At 59.1% G+C, this 21701-nt stretch carries 21 protein-coding genes; 2 read left to right on the top strand and 19 right to left on the bottom strand.

The window, feature by feature from the left end; all coding sequences use genetic code 11:
* Positions 1 to 2: 2 nt before the first annotated feature.
* The 15 genes from DMP05_RS04330 to rpsT form a co-directional block, all read right to left on the bottom strand.
* On the bottom strand, positions 3 to 1511 hold the full coding sequence (locus tag DMP05_RS04330; protein ID WP_311718657.1) for a YifB family Mg chelatase-like AAA ATPase: 1509 nt from the start codon (positions 1509 to 1511) through the stop codon (positions 3 to 5).
* Positions 1504 to 1998, bottom strand: coding sequence for a YraN family protein (locus DMP05_RS04325; protein WP_123219333.1), 495 nt, complete (start codon positions 1996 to 1998; stop codon positions 1504 to 1506). Before DMP05_RS04325 ends, DMP05_RS04330 begins: the two co-directional genes overlap by 8 nt.
* A 241-nt stretch (positions 1999 to 2239) precedes the next feature.
* Positions 2240 to 3031 (bottom strand): ribonuclease HII, encoded by a 792-nt coding sequence (locus tag DMP05_RS04320; protein WP_123219332.1) that lies wholly within the window; start codon positions 3029 to 3031, stop codon positions 2240 to 2242.
* Between the two features lie 175 nt (positions 3032 to 3206).
* A complete protein-coding gene (gene rplS, locus DMP05_RS04315) occupies positions 3207 to 3548 on the bottom strand; it encodes a 50S ribosomal protein L19 (RefSeq protein WP_114614976.1) in 342 nt (113 codons plus the stop codon).
* A gap of 378 nt (positions 3549 to 3926) precedes the next feature.
* A complete protein-coding gene (gene ybeY, locus DMP05_RS04310) occupies positions 3927 to 4418 on the bottom strand; it encodes an rRNA maturation RNase YbeY (protein WP_114614975.1) in 492 nt (163 codons plus the stop codon).
* Positions 4419 to 5210 (bottom strand): RsmE family RNA methyltransferase, encoded by a 792-nt coding sequence (locus DMP05_RS04305; protein WP_123219331.1) that lies wholly within the window; start codon positions 5208 to 5210, stop codon positions 4419 to 4421.
* Positions 5211 to 5222: 12 nt separating this feature from the next.
* Positions 5223 to 5693 (bottom strand): diacylglycerol kinase family protein, encoded by a 471-nt coding sequence (locus DMP05_RS04300; RefSeq protein ID WP_244595038.1) that lies wholly within the window; start codon positions 5691 to 5693, stop codon positions 5223 to 5225.
* Complete coding sequence (gene mtaB, locus DMP05_RS04295) at positions 5690 to 6934, bottom strand: tRNA (N(6)-L-threonylcarbamoyladenosine(37)-C(2))-methylthiotransferase MtaB (RefSeq protein WP_244595037.1); 1245 nt, start codon at positions 6932 to 6934, stop codon at positions 5690 to 5692. Before mtaB ends, DMP05_RS04300 begins: the two co-directional genes overlap by 4 nt.
* A gap of 142 nt (positions 6935 to 7076) precedes the next feature.
* Positions 7077 to 8210: a molecular chaperone DnaJ gene (gene dnaJ, locus DMP05_RS04290; RefSeq protein WP_114614972.1), complete on the bottom strand. Its 1134-nt coding sequence runs from the start codon at positions 8208 to 8210 to the stop codon at positions 7077 to 7079.
* Between the two features lie 21 nt (positions 8211 to 8231).
* Positions 8232 to 9242, bottom strand: coding sequence for a heat-inducible transcriptional repressor HrcA (gene hrcA, locus DMP05_RS04285; protein WP_123219329.1), 1011 nt, complete (start codon positions 9240 to 9242; stop codon positions 8232 to 8234).
* 250 nt (positions 9243 to 9492) lie between these two features.
* Positions 9493 to 10497 carry a tRNA dihydrouridine synthase DusB gene (gene dusB / locus DMP05_RS04280; RefSeq protein ID WP_260162521.1) on the bottom strand — a complete coding sequence of 335 codons (1005 nt, stop codon included), beginning with the start codon at positions 10495 to 10497 and terminating at the stop codon, positions 9493 to 9495.
* A gap of 175 nt (positions 10498 to 10672) precedes the next feature.
* Positions 10673 to 11785 (bottom strand): radical SAM family heme chaperone HemW, encoded by a 1113-nt coding sequence (hemW, locus tag DMP05_RS04275; RefSeq protein ID WP_123219327.1) that lies wholly within the window; start codon positions 11783 to 11785, stop codon positions 10673 to 10675.
* A gap of 9 nt (positions 11786 to 11794) precedes the next feature.
* Positions 11795 to 12061, bottom strand: coding sequence for a hypothetical protein (locus DMP05_RS04270; protein WP_123219326.1), 267 nt, complete (start codon positions 12059 to 12061; stop codon positions 11795 to 11797).
* Between the two features lie 245 nt (positions 12062 to 12306).
* Positions 12307 to 14112, bottom strand: a complete 1806-nt coding sequence (gene lepA / locus DMP05_RS04265) for a translation elongation factor 4 (protein WP_123219428.1) — start codon at positions 14110 to 14112, stop codon at positions 12307 to 12309.
* Positions 14113 to 14216: 104 nt separating this feature from the next.
* Positions 14217 to 14714 (bottom strand): 30S ribosomal protein S20, encoded by a 498-nt coding sequence (gene rpsT / locus DMP05_RS04260; protein WP_114614968.1) that lies wholly within the window; start codon positions 14712 to 14714, stop codon positions 14217 to 14219.
* Between the two features lie 334 nt (positions 14715 to 15048).
* Between rpsT and yihA the strand changes: the two genes are divergently transcribed.
* Positions 15049 to 15663, top strand: coding sequence for a ribosome biogenesis GTP-binding protein YihA/YsxC (gene yihA, locus DMP05_RS04255; RefSeq protein WP_123219427.1), 615 nt, complete (start codon positions 15049 to 15051; stop codon positions 15661 to 15663).
* Between the two features lie 271 nt (positions 15664 to 15934).
* Here the strand turns inward: yihA and holA are convergent, their stop codons facing one another.
* From holA to DMP05_RS04240, 3 genes are all read right to left on the bottom strand, one after another.
* The gene (holA, locus tag DMP05_RS04250; protein WP_123219325.1) at positions 15935 to 16903 is read right to left on the bottom strand and encodes a DNA polymerase III subunit delta; all 969 of its coding nucleotides are present in this window, start codon (positions 16901 to 16903) and stop codon (positions 15935 to 15937) included.
* A 39-nt stretch (positions 16904 to 16942) separates the two neighbouring features.
* The gene (locus DMP05_RS04245) at positions 16943 to 19120 is read right to left on the bottom strand and encodes a DNA internalization-related competence protein ComEC/Rec2 (protein ID WP_161957465.1); all 2178 of its coding nucleotides are present in this window, start codon (positions 19118 to 19120) and stop codon (positions 16943 to 16945) included.
* Between the two features lie 140 nt (positions 19121 to 19260).
* Positions 19261 to 19932 (bottom strand): helix-hairpin-helix domain-containing protein, encoded by a 672-nt coding sequence (locus DMP05_RS04240; RefSeq protein ID WP_123219323.1) that lies wholly within the window; start codon positions 19930 to 19932, stop codon positions 19261 to 19263.
* Positions 19933 to 19943: 11 nt separating this feature from the next.
* Between DMP05_RS04240 and DMP05_RS09810 the strand changes: the two genes are divergently transcribed.
* Positions 19944 to 20957, top strand: coding sequence for a putative ABC transporter permease (locus tag DMP05_RS09810; RefSeq protein WP_123219322.1), 1014 nt, complete (start codon positions 19944 to 19946; stop codon positions 20955 to 20957).
* Positions 20958 to 21117: 160 nt separating this feature from the next.
* On the opposite strand, the gene DMP05_RS04230 is transcribed toward DMP05_RS09810, so the two are convergent.
* Positions 21118 to 21555 (bottom strand): hypothetical protein, encoded by a 438-nt coding sequence (locus DMP05_RS04230; protein ID WP_148039690.1) that lies wholly within the window; start codon positions 21553 to 21555, stop codon positions 21118 to 21120.
* Positions 21556 to 21701: the final 146 nt, after the last annotated feature.

The raw sequence follows: 21701 nt of genomic DNA, 5'->3' as shown, positions 1-21701 counted from the left end.
CGCTATACCCCCTTTCGAAGCTTGAAACTCAGAGCTTCCATGAGGTGCTCTTCTGCTACCGACTTCGATTCGGCGATGTCGGCAATCGTACGCGCCACCATAAGCGCGCGCGTTATTCCACGCCCCGAAAGCAGCTGCGTGCGCGACACCGTTTCCAACAAGTCCCGCGTTCGTTGCGCCATGCGGCAACGAGCAAGCAATGCGCCCACATCAACGGCATCGCCATCGCCAAGCGCTGCCCGCCGCCACGATCGAAACTCACGAGCAGCCAAAACGCCCGCCAGCAAGCGCTCGGAGTCGATCGGGTCGCGACCATCGGCGCGATCAAGCATCTCGCCAGGATCGCAGCGCCACACATCGACGTGCATGTCGATGCGATCGAGCAGCGGACCGCCAATGTTGCCCTGATACCGCTCGATTTTCCATTGTGGACAGGTGCATTGCTTTTGAGGGTCGCCGTAATACCCGCAAGGACAAGGATTCGCCGCCGCGACAAGAGAAAATCGCGCAGGAAGCGCAACGCTGCCATCGGCCCGAGTTATCACGATGCGGCCCATTTCCATGGGCTGGCGAAGCGCTTGAAGCGATCGTGACGAGAACTCCGGCAATTCGTCGAGGAACAGAACGCCGGCATGAGCAAGCGATATCTCGCCTGGATGCACGGGCGTTCCCCCACCCACAAGGCCCGCCACCGTAGCGCTGTGATGCACACGACGAAACGGCCGCGTGCCCGCGAGAATAGAATCGATGGGCTCGCCCGCAACGGAATGGACGATAGCCGCTTCGAGCCTCTCATCTTCGGAAAGCGGCGGCAATATGGAAGGCAGAGCGCGCGCAAGCATGGTTTTGCCCGACCCCGGAGGACCCATAAGCAAAATGCCATGACCGCCCGCAGCCGCAACCTGCATGGCGCGCTTAGCGGCCGCCTGTCCACGAATATCGCCAAAATCAGGCGCTTCAACCGAAGCAGAAGGCGCACAGAAATCGAGCGGCCGCACAGCCATAGAGCGCAAACTGGCAAGCGAGGGCAATGCGAGCTGCTCCATGCGCCCAAGCGGCGCCCCGTCGCGCGCATCGGCGCTCACCAAGAGCTTGCACCCAAGTTCACGCGCGCAAGCGGCGAATGCGAGCGTTCCATGGACCGGCCGCACGGAGCCGTCGAGCCCAAGCTCCCCTACCAGCAAGCATTCGCCAAGCGCCTCTACATCAATTTGTTTCGTTGCCGCCAAAATCGCCGCAGCGATGGGCAAATCGAAACCCGACCCTGCCTTGCGAATGGAGCTTGGCGCCAAATTCACCACCACTTTATCGCCCGGCATGGTAAAACCGCAGGCTTTTATAGCGGCGCGCACGCGCTCGGTCGATTCGCGCACGGCGGCATCGGGCATGCCTACAATGGAAAAGCCCGGCAACCCGTTCGAGACAACTACCTCGACGGCCACAGGAATCGCCCGCACGCCCACAATGGTCGCCGAATATAACGAGCATCGCAGCTGCATAATGTCACGCACCCGCGCCGAAGGCGTTCACGATATGTTTCACGAAGCCCCTCGAGTTAGGCATCGCTTGAATGGCGATCACGTCGAAACGCACACGAGCATCGACCCCATCGTAGGTAGACAAGAAGCTATAGGCAATACGCTCGTAGCGAGCGCGCTTCGTCGGCGTAACCGCTTCCTGAGGAAAGCCTTTATCGCCGCCCGCGCGCGTTTTCACCTCGACAAACACCAAACACCCGTCATCGAGAGCGATGATATCGGCCTCGCCTGCAGCGCACGACCAGTTGCGCTCTAAAATGATGTAGTCGTTTCGTTTCAGCAATTCGCAGGCGAGATCTTCGCCGTAAGCCCCCAGCGTCTTCGGGTCGCAATTCCAGCGCTTGGCGAAAGCGATTTCTTCCTCGTCATCGCCCCAGTAGCCCTCATCGACAGCGGCGCATTCGTCGCCTCCGTGGACAAGGTCGCATGGCTTACGTGGTCCAGCATATTCTTCGGTCATGGCATCCCCTTTCTCGTACGGCGAGTGTAGAGGTGAAACCTTGCCCGATTCTTACCCGAATCACGCGCTTTTCATCGCGATGTCTCGCGATTGCCCCGCGATTCCCTGGCGTTTTCTTTAATTTTCAACGTCGATTCTTCTTCGTCTTCATCGAACTCTCAGGCGTTTTTCCGACGATTCTCCGGCGACTCACGCGCGAATCCCCCACGCTTCCCGCACCGCGCGAGGGAGGTCGGGCCTTCTAAAACAGCGTCTCCTGCGTCCAAGCGCGGCAAAAACTCGCGCGATGCACGGGAGAAAGCCCGTATTGCTTTATTGCCTCGATATGCTCGGCGCTCGCGTAGCCTTTGTTCGACTCGAAGCCGTAATGGGGAAACTGCTCGGCATAGCGGCACATGAGCGCGTCACGGTCGACCTTCGCGATAATGGATGCCGCCGCAATGGACGCGCATTTCCCATCGCCTTTCACAATGTTGACCTCACGTGCGTCGAGGTGCTGCGCGTTGCCATCGAGCAATACCGCATCGAGCGAAGTGCCTTTCGCAGAAAGCTGCTCCTCGATGGCCGCGATGGCACGCAGGTTCGCCGTGCGCAAGGCCCACGTCATGCCATGTTCATCGATTTCCTGAGGCTGAATGTATTCGATATCCCACGCAATAGCCACCTCGCGCACCACGGCGGCGATTTCTTCGCGACGCTCGGCAGAAAGCTGCTTGGAATCGTTCACGCCTTCAACGCGCGGATCGTCGGGCAACACAACGGCGCCAATGGCAAGCGGGCCTGCGACCGGGCCTCGACCCACCTCGTCAAGTCCCACGGCAATGCCGCCTCCTGCAAGTTTCGCCTGGAAGCTGTACATGCCATTCAAACGAGCCGCTTCGGCGTCTTCGGCGGCAAGGCGGCGCGCAGCGCTTTTCAGGGCAGCCTTGACCCCCTTGCGCTCGTCGGCGGCAAGGGCGCGGGCAAGCGCCTCGTATTCCGCGCGATTCGCAACCTTCAGCGCCTCTCGTATTTCTGCAAGCGTTTGAGCCATTCGTTCCCCTCGTTTCTGGGTGACGATTCTTTTTCCATGCGACGAAGCATTTCGCACACGCAAAACCGACAGCGAATGCCGTCGAAACACACGCGCAGAATGCCGCAGCGCATGGAAAATGAAACAAGAAAGGGGCCCCAAAGGACCCCTTCCAAAGCACCAATTCGGTAAAGACTTAGAATGCCTTTTCCTTGATCTTGGCAGCCTTGCCCACCTTGTCGCGCAGGTAGTACAGCTTGGCACGACGGACCTTGCCGTGACGCACGACCTCGATCTTCTCGATCTTGGGGGAGTGCACGGGGAAGGTACGCTCAACGCCAACGCCGAAGCTGATCTTGCGGACGGTGAAGGTCTCGCGGCAGGTGTGGCCGTGACGACGGATAACGTCGCCCTGAAAAACCTGGATGCGCTCGCGGTTACCCTCGGTAATGCGATAGTGCACCTTGACCGTGTCGCCGACGTTGAACGGGGTGACTTCCTTGATCTGCTGTTGCTCGATAGCGCGGATGATATCCATTTCGTTTCCTTCTGCTAGTCTTTTCCTTCGACTGTGCTGCTTAAAACGCCAGTTTCGGGTTCGCCTTCGCGCTTGTGCGCGGGCATCGCATGCAATGCCCAACTAAGCTGAGCCCTTCGAGGTTCTGGACAAAACCTGGCACCGCAGCAGAGGTCGGATGGAAACGAACGCGACCCGAAGGTTGCTCGTTCCGACGTGAAACGGAGCGCTTAAGAAGCCGACGTTGAATTATAGCAGAGACCCACTTGCTCTCCAAGAGCTTTTTGCCCCTTGGGCAAGCAAACACAACTTGTGCAAATTGGCGCGCGAAATGCGGTTATGGAGCGCACAAAAGAACCGCCCGCCACACCATCCGCACGCGGGATGCCACCGCAGTTTCTAGCGAATGTTGGGCAGCCCCACACCGGCGAGCATCTCTCGCTCGCGAGCCTCCATGGCCTCGGCCTCTTCGTCGGAATGCACATGATCCCATCCGCACAAGTGCAGAAGGCCATGCACGAGCAGCACCGCGAGCTCTTCTTGCGGCGTGGTGCCGAACTGGGCCGTTTGGGCACGCGCGTAGTCGGACGCGATGATGATGTCGCCAAGCATGAACGGCTCGTCATCGGGCACGCCCGCGTCGTCGTACGCCGCTCCCCCGTCGAAATCGTCGTCAAGGCCGTCGCACTCGAAGCTGAGCACGTCGGTCGGGCGGTCGATTCCGCGGTATTCCTTGTTCAGACGATGAACTTCCTCGTCGGTCGTGAGCGTGATGGAGACCTCGGTTGTGGCGGGGCATCCTTCCTGCTCGAGCACGTATTGCGTGATACCTTCGATATCGACGCCGCTCGCGATGTCGGCGCCATGCTCGATTTCGATTTCGATGTTCATTTAAAACCCTTTCTTGTCGGCGCCCATGCCTCCGCATGCATACAAAACAAGCGCGGGAGCAACGATTCCGGCGGTTTCGGTACGAAGGATTGACGGGCCGAGCGTCACAGGCCAGGCATTTTCGCTTGCCGTGAGCGCTTCGACTTCATCGGCGGAAAGACCGCCCTCGGGGCCTACCACCACGGCAATGCGCGGTTTGTCGACGGAGGCGTTCCCAAGCGCCTGTTCAAGCGCGGCAGCGATGGTCTTCGTCGAGGAGCACTCTTCCCAGCATACGAGCACGCAGTCGAATTCGCGCAGCAGTTGCACGGCCTGCTTCACCGTATGCGGCTCATGCACGCGCGGTTCGACCATGCGCCCCGATTGCATCGCGGCAGAATGCGCGATGGCCCGCCAGCGAGCAAGCTTGGACTTCGCCTTCTTCGCATCGAGCTTCATGACGCAACGAGAGCTCGAAAGCGGCACGAACTCGTCAATGCCCACCTCGGTCGCATGGCGAATGATGTCGTCCATCTTGTCGCCCTTGGCAAGGCCCTGGAACAGCGCGATGCTCGCAGGCGCCTGCGGCGCATCGAGGTGCTGCGCGATGCGCGCCACCAGGCTACCATGTGCCGATGTGATTTCCAATTCAAAATAATCGCTCGCCGAATCGACGACGCTTATGTGCTCGCCTTCGGACAGGCGCAGCACGCGTGCGTGCTTGGCGTCTTCCGCAGAAAGGCGCACAGGGAATTCCTGCGCCGTCTCTTCGGCAATAATCTGGCCATCGAGAAAAAAATGATGGAATGACATGCGCTTGTCTCCCTATGCTCCAAGCAACGCAAAAAGCGCCGGAACGAATACGATAAGGCCCACAATGACACTTGCGCAGGCAGTGATAAGGGCGGCGCCCGCCGCGCAATCTTTCGCGCGCTTAGCGAGCGGGTGGATTTCAGGCGAGGCCAGATCGACGATCGCCTCTATCGCCGTGTTCACGGTTTCCATGGCGAGTTGCACCCCCACGCACACCGCAACCGCAGCCCATCCCCATGCAGGCACCCGCAAAAGCGCGCACGCGGCAAAAACCACAACCGCCGCCACGACATCGACCTTGAAGTTGCGTTCACTTCCCGCCTGAACCACGCCCGAAGCCGCATAGCCAAACGACTTCACGAGGTTGTTCTTGCGCTTCAGCGTCTCGCCCGTCTCACCCGCATCAACGCCCTGACCTGCAGTCTCGCTGCCGGCCATGAGCTTGTTTCCAGGCGCGTCGGAATTCGAACGTTGTTCCATCATAGTTCGCACTCCACCAAATCGCCTACGGCGCTGCCCGCCGGAGCATCGATTCCGTGATAGCTCTCGGTCGTGGCGTTGCCCTCCGATTCAACCAGTGCCAATTCCCTCGACCCGCAACGACGGCGCATATCATCGGCGCGAAGACGTTCCTCGATTGCTTCGAGCCTTTTGGCGCGCTCTGCCTTCACCTCGGGCGAAACCTGATCGTCGCGCTCGGCCGCAGGCGTTCCCGCGCGCTTCGAATAGCGGAAAATGTGCATCTTCGAAAAACGGCATATCTCAGCCACACGGCATGTCTCAAGGAAGTCTTCTTCAGTTTCGCCAGGGAAACCCACAATAACGTCGGTCGAAAGCGATAGCTGCGGCATGGCCGCATACAGCTTCTCGACCAGGCCCAAAAATCGCTCGGCGCTATAGGGGCGTCGCATTTCGCGCAGCACCTTGCTCGAACCCGATTGCAGCGGCAAATGCAAATGGCGGCAAATGCGGCCATTCGATGCGGCCATAAGCTCAATGAGGTCGTCGTCGACGTCGCGCGGCTCAATCGACGACACGCGGAAGCGAACGCGCGGCACCACCCCAAGGCCCGAATCGGCGGGAAATTCCTCATCGACCGCCTTCATAAGGCAACGCAGCAAATCTGCCAGATGCATGTCGCCCTCGCGATACGAACCCAAATTAATGCCCGTAAGCACGATTTCACGCACGCCCGCGCGCGCGAGCTCACGCACTTCCGCAATAATCTCCTCGGAGGGTCGCGATGTGGCACGCCCACGCGCAACATGCACGATGCAGTACGTGCACGCATTGTTGCAGCCATCTTGCACCTTCACGCCAACGCGCGTGGGAAATTCCTCACCCGCACGAATGGCGGCCAAAGCGGGCGACGTGCTCGCCTGGGAACCAAGCACGTCGGCCATAGCGCCTTTCGGCACCACTTCGACGCGAGGATCCATCTCGGTATAGGTAATGGGATCGATAGCGGCGGCGCAACCGGTCACAACGACGCGAGCAAAATCGTTCGCGCGCAGCGCCTGGCGCACGGCCTTGCGCGTTTTCTTTTCAGCCTCGCCCGTAACAGTACACGTGTTCACCACAATGAAATCGGCTGCTTCAATGGGCACTTCTCGCCCACCGTCCGCAATAAGGGTGGCTGCGAAATCGTCGCTTTCGACACGGTTCACCTTGCAACCAAGGTTCACCACATGGAAAGCGGCTGCATTATTTTTAGTCTGTTCCAACAAAGGCATTCCTTGCATTCGGCAATCGACGGCAATCAGACGGTACTCAATCGTTTTAGGCAACCAGTGTACCCGAAGCGAAAGCGAAAAAGCCGCAACAACAAAAAGGCACCCAGCTCTATGCCGGGTGCCTTCATGCTTGCTAGTTGAACGCGTCGCGCAACTTCTGCAACGGGCTGCGCGGTGCGGCCACGTCTTCACCAAATTCCTCGGCCACCTTTTCGAGTAGCTCGCGCTGCTTCTTGGTAACTTTCTTCGGTATGAGCACGGTAATGTGCACATACATATCGCCGCGCTCGGTGGATTTCAAACGAGGCATGCCCATGCCCTTTACGCGAATGACCTGCTCATTTTGGCAGCCCTCGGGAACGCGAACCATCACCTTTTCATCATGGAAGATGCCATCGATCTCGATTTCGGCACCGAGGGTAGCCTGAATAAAGCTCACATTCGCACGGGCGTGCAGATTATCGCCCTCGCGCTCGAAGAACTCATGCGGCTGAATGCGGCACGTCACAATGAGGTCACCCGGACGAGCGCCGTGCATGCCGGCCTCGCCAAAACCCGTCACGCGCAACTGCTGGCCCTCGCGAATGCCTGCGGGCACTTCGACGGTGACATGCTGGCGATCGGGAATGCGGCCCTGACCCTCGCATTCTTCGCACGGCTTGTCGATGACCTTGCCCGTGCCGCCGCACGTAGAGCACATAGAGGCGGTTTGCATATCGCCCAGGAACGTATGCTGCACGGTGACCACGCGACCACGACCGTGGCAATCGGGGCAATCGATTTCTTTGCCGCCCTCGGCCTTGCCGGAGCCATTGCACACCTCGCACGGCGCCAGGCGGTCGTAGACGATTTCCTTCTTCGCGCCCGCGGCGACCTCTTCAAGCGTCAGACGCAGGCCAACGCCCATATCGCGGCCTTCTTTGCGCACCGTGGCGCGACCGCCCGCAGCGCCGCCGAAGAAGCTCGAGAAAATATCGCCCATGCCGCCGAAACCGCCGCCGAAGATGTCTTCGAAGTCGACGTTGTAGCCTCCGGCGGGGCCGCCCGCCGCTCCAGGAATCGTGCCGAAGCGGTCGTACTGCGCGCGCTTATTGGCATCAGAAAGCACGTCGTAGGCTTCGTTCAATTCCTTGAAACGATCCTCTGCATCGGGCGCTTTGTTCACATCGGGGTGAAGTTCGCGCGCCTTGCGGCGAAACGCCTTCTTGATCTCGGCGTCGGTTGCATCTTTGCTGACGCCCAAAATGGCGTAGAGGTCTTTTGCCATAGTGTGTGTGAGCCTTCCTATTTACAAATCTTTCAGCGCGCTTTTCGCGGAGCGCACCACGCTGATGACTTTCGAATAATCCATGCGCGTAGGGCCGATGACAGCAACCACGCCCTGAGCCGCGCCCGAACCGTATTGGGCAGCAACGACCGAAACCCCCGATAGCTCGCTCGCGGAATTCTCCTTGCCGATGCGAACCTCGAGCGAATCGGAGGCCTTGTCCGCAGAGCCGACGTCGTCGAAAAGGTGCATGAGCACCGTGTCGTCTTCAAGCACTTGAAGCACGGGCAACGCGGCGGACGAGTTGCTGAATTCGGGCTTGCTCAGCAACGCCGACATACCCAAACTATGCGCACGGCCTTCGTCGGCCTTCGCCATGCAAACAACGAGCTCGTCGATTACGATGCGTGCGAGCGGGCTGGAAAGCGCCTCGATACGCACGCCTTCCGCCTTGCGCACCTCAGAAATCGAATGGCCCGAAAGCGCGGCATTCAATGCATTCTGCACATCAGCCAGCTCATCGGCGGAAACGTCTTCCGCAAACTCGACCGACCGGTTGAATACCTGGCCGTCGTCGGTAACGACGACCATGAGCATGCGACGAGACGACATGGACACGAGCGAAATTTGCTTCACCGAAGACGCGAGCAAAGAAGGCGCGACCACAACCGAAAGGCAATCGGTCAAGCGAGACAGGGCGGCCGACGTTTGCTCCATGAGGTCGTCCATCTTCGTTGCCGCATCGCGCACGTTATCGAACATGCCGCCCGTGGCATCTTCGCCGTATTCGCGCGAAAGTAAATCGTCGACGAACGCCCGATAGCCCGCATCGGTCGGAACGCGGCCAGCGGAAGTGTGCGGAGAAGTGAGATAGCCCTCATCTTCAAGCACCGAGAGCTCGTTGCGAACCGTAGCCGAAGAAACGCCGAGCCGGTAACGATCAACCAAGGTGCGCGAGCCCACAGGCTGCGCGTTGGCGATGTACTCCTCGATAAGCGCTTGAAGCACTTTCTGTCGACGATCGGACAGCAACGGTTTTCGGCCCCTTTCATGCGACGCATTCCATGTCTCGCGCGTCAATACGAGGCGAGACAACATAGCTGAATCACGCGCGCGTGCGCGTTAACGTGACAGGATTCTAGCAGCGATGCCGCACGAGTGCTAACAATCCAGAGAATCGATACCGTTCTGTCACGCTGTGGGAAAAAACGCGCTCCGCAGCACCGCGAGAACATGCAGACGGGCACGCAACGCGCATATTCGCAAAGGCGAGATGCGCCAGTTAGCACGCCAAATATCGTTCCTCTTCCGCCTCAATGCGGGCGGCGTCGACAAGTAGCTGCTCAAGCACCCGATCGAAATCGTCAAGCGTCACGCACTGGTTGAGCTCGCCACGCGCCTTCGAGGCTCCTGGAATGCCGCGCAAATACCACATGACGTGCTTACGCATATAAACCAAATTGTTCCCTATGCGCTTCGATAAAATCTCGGCATGGCGATGTGCCATGGCAACGCGCTGTTCAGGCGTAGGCAGCGCAGGCGCGGCTTCGCCGTTTAAGGCGGCGCGCGCCTGCTCGAACACCCACGGGTTTCCCTGCGCGCCGCGACCGATCATCACGGCATCGCAACCCGTTTGCGCCACGAGCGCACACGCCTCTTTCCCGCCAGTCACATCGCCATTGCCGATAACGGGCACCTCGACGGCGGCCTTCACACGCGCAATCACATCCCAATCGGCGCATCCCGAATAGAATTGCGCCGCCGTGCGGCCATGCACCGCAACCGCCGCAGCGCCGGCATCTTCCATACGGCGGGCGAAATCGACCGCGATGTCTTCGCCGGCAGCATACCCCTTGCGGAATTTGACCGTCGTGGGGTGCTCGATGGCAGCCGACACCTTGCGCACAATCTCGGCAGCAAGCTCGGGCGTCGTCATGAGCGCCGAGCCGTCGCCTTTCTTCACGATTTTGCGAGCCGGGCAACCCATGTTGATGTCGATGTAAGCGAGCACATCGCCCATCTCGGATTCGATCCATGCGGCTTCACGCGCCATCGTATCGGGCTCGTGGCCAAACAGCTGCACGGCAACCCTGCGTTCGTTGGGCGCGCGGTCAAGCAAGTGGCGCGTTTTTTCGTTCGCGAACGAGAGCGCTTTGCTGGAGACCATTTCGGTATACGTGATGTCGCAACCCAACTCCAGGCTCAACTGGCGAAAGGCGATATCGTTCACGCCGGCCATGGGAGCAAGGAGTACGGGAATGGAACCGCAGGCTTTTCGAGCGTCCAACCCCTCCGATGGGGATGCTGCATGCTCAAACAGTCCTGAGCTCGCGCGAACAGCACATTCAGTGCTGTTCGGCTCGTGCGGAACTGCGCGTGAAGCACCCCCATCGGAGGAGCTAGACGCGTTCGCCTCTTCTATGTCCCCTGCAGCCTCTGCAGCACGTTCCTCAAAAGCAACCTTACGGAGCCAGTTCATAAATCCTCCCGTAAAGCTCGTTGCCCAAAAGCCAGCCGCCAAATGTCGGCTTCCAGCGACCATCTTCACGTTTCACGAGCTTGTCGCGAACGAGCGAATTAAAGACGTCGAGCGCTCCAGGAATGACCACAGCGGCAGCGAACAGCTCATCATCGGAAACACCGCGCGTCATGCGCATTTTCATCATGAGGTCCTCAGCGCACATCTGCTTGCGATCGAGGTCGTCTTGTACTTCCCCATCTTGCACGCGCATGCGACGGGCGTCGTTTTGCGTCATGGTGACGGCGGAAATGCCCAAACCAAGGTACGGAACGCCCGTCCAATAGGCAATGTTGTGTTTGCATTCGAAACCCTCGCGCGCATAGCTCGCCACCTCATAGCGATGGAAGCCAGCGGGCGTGAGCACGTTAGGCGCCATCGACATCATGAGCGCCTCTTTGTCTTGGTCAACGTCGTCAATCTCGCCCGAGTCGACCATGCGGCGAAACGGGGTATGGTCTTCGATGGTAAGCGGGTACACACTCACATGCGTCACGCCCAAGTCGACCGCGGTTTGCACATCGGCTTCGAACATTTCAGGCGTCTGACCAGGTACGCCGCACATAAGATCGACCGATACGTTTTCAAAGCGCTCACGCGCATCGAGCACCGCTTGCTTGGCGCGCGCCGAATCGTGAATGCGATCGAGCGTTTCCAGCAAACCGTCGTCGAAGCTTTGCACGCCAATGGAAAGGCGATTCACGCCCAGGGCGTAGATATCGCGAATGAGCTCGGGAGTGAGAGAATCGGGGTTCGCCTCCATGGAGCATTCGACCTCAGGCGTCAAATTCATGAAAACTCCCAGTGCATAGAGCAATTTCGAAAGGCGCGCCTGACCAACAAAGCTCGGCGTTCCTCCGCCCAAATACACGGTTTCGATTTCTGCAAGCTCGCCCTCGTTTGCCTTGCGGCGAAGCTCGAGAATCAGATTGTCGATATATTCGTCGATTTCCACTGAATCGGGAGCAATAGCTCGCGTGGTGAAATCGCAATATGCGCAGCGATGCTTGCAGAAAGGCAGATGGATATAAAGCGCCTTATACGGATCGTGCGGCATAGGTGCCTCCTAATTCGTTGCGGCCACGGAAAGAAACGCGCCAAGGGCGTTCATAGATTCAACGCCAAGCAAGACAAGCAAAACCAAGGCCGCGATAATCGCCACGATAATCGCGGCCTTGGTTTTGCCCGACATTTTGCGTCGCACGGGCGCTTGCTCGCTGAACGCATCGTCAAGCCACGTGCCCTCATCGCCCGCATGAACAGGCGTCGAAGCCTTAGGTTCATCGCGAAACGCATCTTCGAGGAAGTCATATTCTTCGTCGTGCTTTCCCATAAACACCACCAAGCAAGCTAAACAGTTAAAACCAAGCCAAAAGAGCGACCCAAGCCCGCAAGAGCCAATAAAAGTCGCAGGTCAAACCAGAAAGCGCCCGATCAGACCAATATCAGCGAACGACGCTCCGAGCGAGCAGATCGCCGCTCAGGCTACGCGCATGAGCCTTACGGCCATGCACGCAGCTTGAACGGAAAGGGGCGGCTCGGAGCACCGCGCAGCGTCAGGGTTGACGCGTGTCAGAGCTATTCGTCAACCTTCAAAATCGCCATGAAGGCCTCCTGCGGCACCTCAACGTTGCCAATCGCCTTCATGCGCTTCTTGCCGGCCTTCTGCTTCTCGAGCAGTTTGCGCTTACGCGAGATGTCGCCGCCGTAGCACTTCGCCAAAACGTCTTTGCGCTTCGCGCGTACCGTTTGACGGGCAAGCACGCGGCCGCCGACAGCAGCCTGGATAGGCACCTCGAACATCTGCTGCGGAATGATGTCTTTCAACTTTTCGCACAGCACGCGTCCGCGGTCGTACGCCTTGTCTTTGTGCACGATGAACGACAGGGCATCGATCGGCTTGCCGGAAAGCAGAATGTCGAGTTTCTGCAAAGAGCCCGGCTTGTATTCGTCGAACTCGTAGTCGAGGCTTGCGTAGCCCTTCGTGCGACTCTTCAGCTGATCGAAATAGTCGAGAATGAGCTCACTCGAGGGAATCTCCCAAATCTGTTCCACCGTCGTGGGCGAAATGTAGTTCATGGTCTTGAACGTGCCGCGGTGCGCCACGGTAAGCTCCATAACCGCGCCCACGTAATCGGGTGGAATCATGATCGTCGCACGCAGATACGGCTCTTCGATGTGGTCGATTTCCGAAGGGTCGGGCATATCTTGCGGCGAATGCACGCTCACCATTTCTTTATTGGTCTTGTACACGTGGTATTCAACGCTCGGCGCGGTAGCGATAAGGTCAAGGCCGAATTCTCGCTCCAGGCGCTCCTTGATGACCTCCATATGCAGAAGGCCCAAGAATCCCACGCGGAAGCCGAAGCCCAGCGCATGGCTGTTCTCCATCTCCCATTCAAGGGCGGGGTCGTTCAGCGACAGCTTCTCGAGGGCCTCTTTGAGCGCCTCGAACTGGTCGCTTTCGATGGGGAACAAGCCCGTGTATACCATGGGCTTCGCCTCGCGATAGCCCGGCAAGGGTTCGGTCACGCCGCCGACCCTCGAGGTGATGGTATCGCCCACGCGAACCTGGGATACGTCTTTCAGGCCCGTGACCAGGTACCCGACTTCGCCCACCGAAAGATTTGGAAGCGCAACCTCTTTTGGATGGCGCGCACCAACTTCTTCCACAAGAATCTCGGTGCCGGCGTTCACGAGGCGCACCTCGTCGCCCTTCTTGATGGAGCCGTCGACCACGCGAACCAGCGCGACCACGCCGCGATACGGATCGAAATACGAGTCGAAAATAAGCGCACGCAGCGGGCCTTCGGCGTTGCCTTCGGGCGACGGTATAAGGTGCACCACGGCCTCGAGCAGGTCTTTCACGCCGACACCCGTTTTGCCGCTCGCCAAAATCGCGTCATCGGCGACGATTGCCAGGCCATCTTCGATCTCGCCCTTCACGCGCTCGGGCTCGGCTGAGGGAAGGTCGATTTTGTTGATGAGTGGAATAATCTCGAGGTCAGCGTTCATGGCCATCATGGCATTGGCGACCGTTTGAGCCTCAACGCCCTGCGTGGCGTCAACCACGAGCACCGCGCCTTCGCACGCCGCAAGGCTTCGGCTCACTTCATAGGTGAAGTCGACGTGGCCCGGGGTGTCGATGAGGTTGAACTGGTACTCCTGGCCATCGTCGGCGGTATAGGCGACGCGCACGGCCTGGCTTTTGATGGTAATGCCACGCTCGCGCTCGATATCCATGGTATCGAGCAGCTGCTCTTCCATGTCGCGCTGGGATACCGTGCCGGTAAGCTCGAGAATGCGGTCGGAAAGCGTCGACTTGCCATGGTCGATATGGGCGATGATGCTGAAATTGCGAATGAACTTGGGATCGGTGCTCATATAGTTGCAGCGCTCCTGGTCTCTATAGCGGAAAGGGCCCACTTCCGCGGGCCCTTTTCAGTAACGTAACGCCGCGCTGTGGCCCGGCGTTGATTGTCGAGGATTTACTCCTCGGTGGCCTCGGCAGCCTCGGCGGCAGCGGCTTCAGCCTCGGCCTTGGCCTTGGCGTCGTGAGCCTTCTTCTCGGCCTTCAGGGTAGCCTCGCGGCGCTTTGCCTTCTCGGCGTCGGCAGCCTTGTAAGCTTCCTTCTTGGCAGCCTTAGCGGCGGCCTTCTTGGTGCCACCCTTGGGGGCAGCAACCTTCTTCTCGCGCTTCGGCGCAGCAGCGATGTCTTCCGCGGTCACCACAGTGTTGGCGAGAGCCATGACGCCAGACTTGCGGTTGGAAGCCTGGTTCTTGTGGATGATGCCCTTGGAAGCAGCCTTGTCGAGCAGACGGCAAGCATGCTGAGCCTTGGTGTAAGCCTCAACGCCGTTGCCGGCAGCGACAGCCTCGCGGACCGCGCGAACGGCGGTCTTCAGCTCGCTTTTGACAGCCTGGTTGCGCTTGCGAGCCTTCTCGGCGGTGATGATGCGCTTCTTCTGAGATTTGATGTTAGCCACTGTTTCCTCCGGTTAATTAGAAATGGTCCCGTACCAGCGAATCGATGCATCTTCAGCACTCAGCTGCTTCGACGTGCGGATTTGCCGCTTCGCTACCCTTTGCATGGCAACCCGCGCCGGTTTCACGTGTGCTGGAAACCTGTAAGCGGCGCTTCGACCGGTGGACTGCGGCCTGGCCCATGCAACAAGGCAATGTGAAACTATAAGCGCTCGTCAAGCCCACGTCAAAGAATTTATGCCGAATGTGGGCGAAAAAGCGCAACCGTGCGAAAAACGCGGCTTCATACGGTAGTATGGGCGGCGTTACCAACAAGGAGATCGCATGTCTAAAACGATGAACTACCACAACGTGAAATTCACCGCAGCCTATGGCACTTCTAAGCAGCTGCCCCCTTCAACGCGCGCCGAAGTTTCTTTCGTCGGCCGCTCAAACGTTGGCAAGTCGTCGCTTATGAACAAACTGTTCAATCGCAAAAAGCTTGCGAAGGTTTCAGCCACGCCGGGCAAAACGTCGACTATCAATTTCTTCGAGGCCGAATGGGCCGACTTCGTCGATCTGCCGGGCTATGGCTTCGCGCAAGTTTCGAAGTCAGAAAAAGCCCGATGGCGCGAAATGATCGAAGGCTATTACAACCAAGACCGCGAATTTTGCTGCGTGGTCTCGCTCATCGACATTCGCCACCCCGCAACTGCGCTCGACGTGAATATGATCGAGTTCTTGATTGCCGCCGAGCTGCCGTTCATGATTGTGTGCACGAAAGCCGACAAACTTTCGAAGAACAAGTGCGCGCAGTCAATTGCCGCGCTGCGCCGCCAGCTGGGCTTCTCGCGCGATGAGGTGGAAATCATCCCCATCTCTTCGGCCAACGGCTCAGGCATTGACGATTTGAAAGCGGCCCTCGAACGCCGCATCAAAGCCTACAACAACGACGAAAGCAGCGAGGAATAGACCTTCGCCGAACCGCATGCCGACGCACCTGTTGAATATGTTGAATGCTCGTAGCGTTTAACAGGTGTCTAGAAGAGGAGCTTGCAGCACGACGAGGCCCTATGTGAAAGCGAAGCCCTTCGACCGGCAAGCGCGGCAATCAAGCCGTTAAACACTACGAGCGTTTGACACGGTTGACGGGCACGCAATCCACCTGCTAAACGCTACGAGCATTTAGCAGGTATCCAAGGCCACAGAGCGAGACGGCCCCTTGATTTCACGCGATGCCGGTCTACTTCTTCGCGCAGGTCGAAATGGCCCAATCGAAGAACACGCCCTCGGCATCGGCGCCGCTTTTCATCGCGCGTTCGCAATCACGGGCACTTGAAAGGGCTGCGCGAAGCTCCGCAGCAGACCATAAACGCGCTGCAGCCGCCACCTTCTTCGCTTTCCAATCGGGCATCTTCAGCTGCTTCGCCAAGGGCCCAGGGCCGCTTTGCCCGCGAGCCGCAAGCGCATGGCACGTGAGCATTTCGCGCAACGAGCTCACGCAAAAGCCGATAAGCGCATACGCCGAGGTATCGCCGAGCTTCGCTCGCACGCGTACGCATTCGGCAACATTTCGCTGTGTGAATGGCGTGGTGAAATCCCATGGCTTCGCCTGCGAAGTGCGCGTGACAAGCGCCGACACCTCTTCGGGCGCAACGGGCTGAGCGCCCGCGTGAGCGAGCGCGATTTTCTTCAACTCGGCATCGAGATGTACCGTGTCTTCGCCCACAAGCTCGACCAAAAGCTTCGCGGCCGAATCAGTCATGGCGATGCCATGCGATGTCGCCATGGCGCGCACCTGAGACGGCAATTCGTACGCCTTGCGCGGTGCGCAATCGATGACCGCCTTAGGGCCAACCGCCGCCGCAGCCTTATAGAGGCGCGTGTTTTTCGCAAGCTTATTCGCAAGCAGCGCCAGCACCGTGAAATCGGCTGGCGATGCGAGATACGCGACAAGCGCTTCAGAATCGGCTTTCTTCAAATCGTCGGCATTTCGCACGATAACGAGGCGCTTGTCGATGCCGAAGGGCATGGTGTTGCACGCAGCCACGATATCGCCGCCCAGTGCATCTTTGCCGTCGAACGTATCGCAGTTGAAATCGAGGTCGCCCATCGCTTCAAGGCGCGAACGCAAGCGCTTGAGCACGGTTTCGCGCTTGAGCTGGTCTTCGCCGTTGATCAAATACGCCGGCAGCAAGTTCACTTCGGCCATAGCCTTCTGACTCCTCGATCTTCCATCTTTTCCGACTGCTTATTCTAAGGCAACCCCGCTCGCATACTGAGGCCGCACCTCAATTCCCTCTCGGGAAAACACGCAGGCGATATCGCCCAGCTCATCGGTTCGAAAGACGCGCGTCCCAGCAGCCTCAAGAGCGTCAATCGTCGCTTGGGCCGGATGCCCGTAACGATTGTTCGCGCCGCAGCTCACAAGGGCGATGCTTGCCGAAAGCCCCTGGGCGAGCTTTGGCGTCATTCCAGCCTTGCTGCCATGGTGGCCCGCCTTCAGCACATTCACGGCCACTGCCCCTGAAGAGCCCGTGCCGCCGCTTTGGGCCATTTTCTCAATCTGATCGGCCTCAGCATCGCCCGTGAGCAGTGCGGTAAGCGGCCCCGCCTCGCTTTCGTAGCTCACAAGCAAACACAGGCTGTCGGCATTGCCACCCGCATCCGAAAAAGCCCGGGGCCACACTACGCGGCATGTAAACCTTCCCACGCGTATCTCATCACCCACGTCAAGCCCCACAGCCTGGCGCCCCGAAACGTTGCGCGCTTGCGCGAGCAAATCGGCGCAACCATCGCATGGACACGCATACGTTTCTCGCGCGACGTACACGCACGACCCGGCAATGGTGGACGCAAGAGAGTCAAGCGAAGCGCAGTGGTCGTCGTCGTGGTGGCTAATCGCGACGCCTGAAAGATGCGGCGTATGCGTTCGAGCGAGCGCCGCCGCGAGCATCGCATCCTGATTGCCCGTGTCAACCAAAAGTGAAGCCCCTTCGCTTTTCACCAGAATCGCATCGCCCTGCCCCACATCGAGCGCGACGATTTCGTCGGGCTCGAGCAATGGAGCCACCACGACGCACGCCACCACCACAAGCGCCGTAGCGGCCGCAACCCCCACTGCACGCGCTCGCGTTGGACGGGGCCATATAGCCCACAGGCCTGCAAACGCCGATGCGGAAAGGGTGACAACAACCCACATGTCGGCCGAACATGGAAGAGACGCGAAGGGAACGCGCGCAAGCGCCGCCAAGAAGACGGATAACGCCTGGGCCAAGGCGATGATCGCCGCAAGAATCGCCTTTCCCACCGGTGCATACAAAGCGGTAAGCCCCAGCCCAACAAGACCACCTGCAATGAAAACCGTGAACAGGGGCGCCGCAATCATATTCGCCAAAGGCGACATGAGCGGCACGCGTGAAAAGACGCATGCCGTAACGGGCGCGATGGGGATATTCGCCGCTGTCGTAAGCGCACACGTCTGGCACAGCGTTTCTGCCCGTCGCCCAAATGCAACTTCAAACCACGCCTGTATGAGGGGCGCAAGCGCCACGATTCCCAAAGTCGATGCAGCTGAAAGGAAAAACGACAACGACAGCGCATTCGCTGGATGCACAGCAAGCAAAACGCATACGCACACCCCAAGCGCCGCAAGCGACGACGAACGGCGAGCGCCCCAAATCGCACTCACCACCACAGCCGCCATGAGTGCCGCGCGAATGACGGGCGCCGAGAATCCCGTAAACGCTGCATAGGCGCAATAGAACAGGCACAACGCAATCGAAAGCGCCACGCGCGGCATACGTGCTCGTGCAAGCAAGGCGCCCGCAAGCGCCGCGACTACCGAAAGATGCGCCCCCGAAACAGCAACCATATGCGCCAAGCCTACCGTTTTCACATCGTCGTACAGGCCGCCCTCTTCGAGCTTGCTTCTATCGCCTATCACAATCGCCCTCACAAGCGCCGCCCCGCGCCCTTCAAACTCGTCAAACACGTCGCGGGCGAAACAGCGCGCCGATACAACAAACGAGATAGGGCCCGCGCCGTCAACAATCGTGGCCTGCGTTAATTTCGCACGCGCACAAAGCCCCTTTGAGGCATATCGAGAAAACGATGCTTCGGAAAATTCCGAAAACGATACGCTCGCCGCAACTCGTTGCCGGGCGAACAGGCGCGCGTCGCCTTCTATATCGGCGTCGCCATATGTCGCCAGCACGTCGCGGGCAACGCCGTTCGCATCAAGCACGCGCGCATGCACGGAATAGCCGTATGAACCGAGTTTGGCGTCTTCCACCACCTCAAGCACATATTCCCCCGACTTAAGGCCCCGTGGCACATCACGCGTTACGTAGCCGCCCGCAATCGCAAGCGCCTGCCACGCCGCAAGCGATACCCAAGCGATAACCGCAACAACAAGCGAAACGGGCAAAGATGGGCGCCGCGGAAATCGAGGAGTCGCTCGATCGGTTGGGCCTTCCACCAAGCCCTCCCCGAGCAAGGCGGCATTGGCGGTATTGCTTGCTCGCCCAACGCGCCCCAAGGCCTTCACGCCATGCAACATAGCCCGTTTCATACGCAAATTGAATCTTTGAGCTTCGCGAACTTCTTCTCGCCGATGCCATCGACGCGCATAAGGTCTTCGATAGTTGAAAACGGACCGTTTTGCTCGCGATCGGAAATAATCGCCTGGGCCGTCGCGGAACCCACGCCGGAAAGCGTTTCGAGCGCCGATGCATCGGCAGTATTGATGTTCACGAGCGATGACGCCGCCGCTCCGACCGTGCCGCCCGCGGACCCCTGCGCCAAAGCCGTTTCAACCTCGGCCTTCGTGGGCAGGGCGATATGCTCGCCGTCGGAAAGCACCCGCGCCAGATTTACCGTTGAGGCGTCGGCATCTTCGGTAAGCCCGCCCGCCGCTTCAACAGCATCACACACGCGCAAACCCTCATCCAGCGAATACACTCCAGGGTTTGCCACCGCGCCCGTCACGTACACATACACCTGGGCCTTTACTTCAACCGCTTCAGGCTCGGACGAGCTCGGCGCGACGGCTTCGTCGGCATACACTTCAAACGCTGAAGCACGCATGCTGGAAAACGCCGCCCATCCAACCCCCGCAACAACAAGAACCACGAGCGCCACGGCGCCGATTTTCGCCGGAGCGCTTGGCATGAGGCGATTGATCGCACGACGCACGCTGCCACCGCCCCGACCGCCCGAAAAAGGTATTTCGCTGCGCATAGCCGCCCCTTATGACGAAGAAGAACCATGCAAACAAGCATGGCATGCAAACCTTGTCGATTCCTTGCCCAACTGCCGTCCGACTCCCGCCGTTTTCCTCCCGCTTCCCTGCGCGAAACACGCGAAACCCCTGTGCATTTCCATGCGAAACCGCGGCATTTTCCGCGCAAACCCCCGCAGTTCCCCTCAAAGCCCATGCCGTTCCCCCGCTTCCGAGCGTTGATTCGCACCGCAACGCCCCGCGAACACGCGCTTGCGCAAGTAGCAATTCGGCAACGGAGCCAGCATTTTCCGCTCACCAGAGAAACGCGCGGGATAATAAGCCAATGCAATTATCGACAACGGCCATACCAGCACACGAAAAAGGGGCGCGCGAACCCCTTACTTTGTATTACCTCGTATTCGTTTTTACAGTGTGCAGCATCTTGGGGCTCATCCTCGAAACTGTCGTGAGCTATTTCGTCGATGGCCGTTGGGAAAGCCGCGTCGGCTTCATTTGGGGGCCGTTCTCGCCAATCTACGGCGTAGGCGGCGTGCTCATCACGCTTGCGCTGCACCGCTTTGAAAACGCCTCGCCGCTTGTCATCTATGCGGTGTCGGCTGCATTCGGCGCGGCGTTCGAATATTTCGCCGCGTGGTTTTGGGAAAGCGCTTTCGGCATTGTGGCCTGGAGCTATATCGACCAACCCTTCAATATAGGCGGAAAAACATGCCTGGGAATCGCGCTCGTATGGGGACTTGCGGGCCTTGCGTGGGTAAAGCTCGCCGCCCCCGTGCTGAAAGAAGCCTCGAAAGCGGTACCGCGCGCCTGGCGCGAACCCCTTGCCTGGGCGCTGCTCATTTTCTTTCTCGCCGACGCTGCCACGACTATGCTCGCCCTCGACTGTTGGATGTATCGCCTGAACGGCCTTGAGCCCGAAGGTGCCCTCCAGCAATTCTTCGCGCAGCATTACGGCGATGGTGCCATGCAAGCGAAGTTCGAGACTATGTCAATATATCCGCAGCTCGCGACCCTTCGTGGCTAAACGCCCCTGATTCATGTCGAAATGCGCGAACGAAAACGGTTGAAGCGTCCACAAGACGCATCGACGCCCGCCCGTGAATCTATCGAGCCTGCCCGCAAGGTCCATCGAACCCGCCTGCAGAACCCATCGCGACACCTACCCGCGCAATTCATCGGTGCCTTTATCCACGTTGGGTAGCACGCTCCGATTTCAGCTCGCGCCCGCCCGCAACGGGCCCCTCCATGCTCAACGCCGCCAGAAGCCTATCGAGCACAACGCCTTGCTCCATTCCCTGCAATGCGCACATGTCTCCAAGCGTTCGCCGGGCATTCCATTTCTGAAACTCCAGCGCCTCTTCCGATGGGAACCCGTCTTCGCTTTGCGCCAACGAGGAATACAGCCCCAAAATGCCATGCGCGTTATAGCGAATAAGCATCTCGACCTGAGGGCTCAGCGCCTCGCCATTGGGACAGAGCACAGCGCGCCAAATATTCCTGAATATGCCGAGCACCACGTTCATTACATGCTCGCCGCCGCCCTGGCGCACAAGCAACACGGTACGTTCAATATGCCTTTGCATGCTATCGAGCGGCATGCGATCGATTTCGCCCGTTGTCATAAGCAGCACTTCATGCACGTGTGTTTCGTCAAGAGGATTTGAGCAAAAAGAGCATCGGAAATTGAGCAGCCTGAGCATCGGAAGTGCGCACGCTTTCTGAGCGGCTAGCCCTCCTGCATGAGGGCATGGCGGACGCGGTAGGACTC

The sequence above is a fragment of the Slackia isoflavoniconvertens genome (assembly GCF_003725955.1).
In the GTDB taxonomy this organism is placed as follows: Bacteria; Actinomycetota; Coriobacteriia; order Coriobacteriales; family Eggerthellaceae; genus Slackia; species Slackia isoflavoniconvertens.
Note: the sequence above shows the minus strand (reverse complement) of the source record. Positions and strands in the feature narration are given on the sequence as shown.

Excerpts from the sequence above, each read along its gene's own strand:
- dnaJ (WP_114614972.1), bottom strand. The coding sequence starts at position 8,210 with ATGGCAAAAGACCTCTACGCCATTTTGGGCGTCAGCAAAGATGCAACC.
- hemW (WP_123219327.1), bottom strand. The coding sequence starts at position 11,785 with ATGCCGCACGATCCGTATAAGGCGCTTTATATCCATCTGCCTTTCTGC.
- ybeY (WP_114614975.1), bottom strand. The coding sequence starts at position 4,418 with ATGAACATCGAAATCGAAATCGAGCATGGCGCCGACATCGCGAGCGGC.
- holA (WP_123219325.1), bottom strand. The coding sequence starts at position 16,903 with ATGGCCGAAGTGAACTTGCTGCCGGCGTATTTGATCAACGGCGAAGAC.
- DMP05_RS04325 (WP_123219333.1), bottom strand. The coding sequence starts at position 1,998 with ATGACCGAAGAATATGCTGGACCACGTAAGCCATGCGACCTTGTCCAC.
- DMP05_RS04240 (WP_123219323.1), bottom strand. The coding sequence starts at position 19,932 with ATGCGCAGCGAAATACCTTTTTCGGGCGGTCGGGGCGGTGGCAGCGTG.
- yihA (WP_123219427.1), top strand. The coding sequence starts at position 15,049 with ATGAACTACCACAACGTGAAATTCACCGCAGCCTATGGCACTTCTAAG.
- rplS (WP_114614976.1), bottom strand. The coding sequence starts at position 3,548 with ATGGATATCATCCGCGCTATCGAGCAACAGCAGATCAAGGAAGTCACC.
- lepA (WP_123219428.1), bottom strand. The coding sequence starts at position 14,112 with ATGAGCACCGATCCCAAGTTCATTCGCAATTTCAGCATCATCGCCCAT.
- DMP05_RS04320 (WP_123219332.1), bottom strand. The coding sequence starts at position 3,031 with ATGGCTCAAACGCTTGCAGAAATACGAGAGGCGCTGAAGGTTGCGAAT.
- DMP05_RS04270 (WP_123219326.1), bottom strand. The coding sequence starts at position 12,061 with ATGGGAAAGCACGACGAAGAATATGACTTCCTCGAAGATGCGTTTCGC.
- DMP05_RS04300 (WP_244595038.1), bottom strand. The coding sequence starts at position 5,693 with ATGATGGAACAACGTTCGAATTCCGACGCGCCTGGAAACAAGCTCATG.
- DMP05_RS04230 (WP_148039690.1), bottom strand. The coding sequence starts at position 21,555 with ATGACAACGGGCGAAATCGATCGCATGCCGCTCGATAGCATGCAAAGG.
- DMP05_RS09810 (WP_123219322.1), top strand. The coding sequence starts at position 19,944 with ATGACGAAGAAGAACCATGCAAACAAGCATGGCATGCAAACCTTGTCG.
- DMP05_RS04305 (WP_123219331.1), bottom strand. The coding sequence starts at position 5,210 with ATGTCATTCCATCATTTTTTTCTCGATGGCCAGATTATTGCCGAAGAG.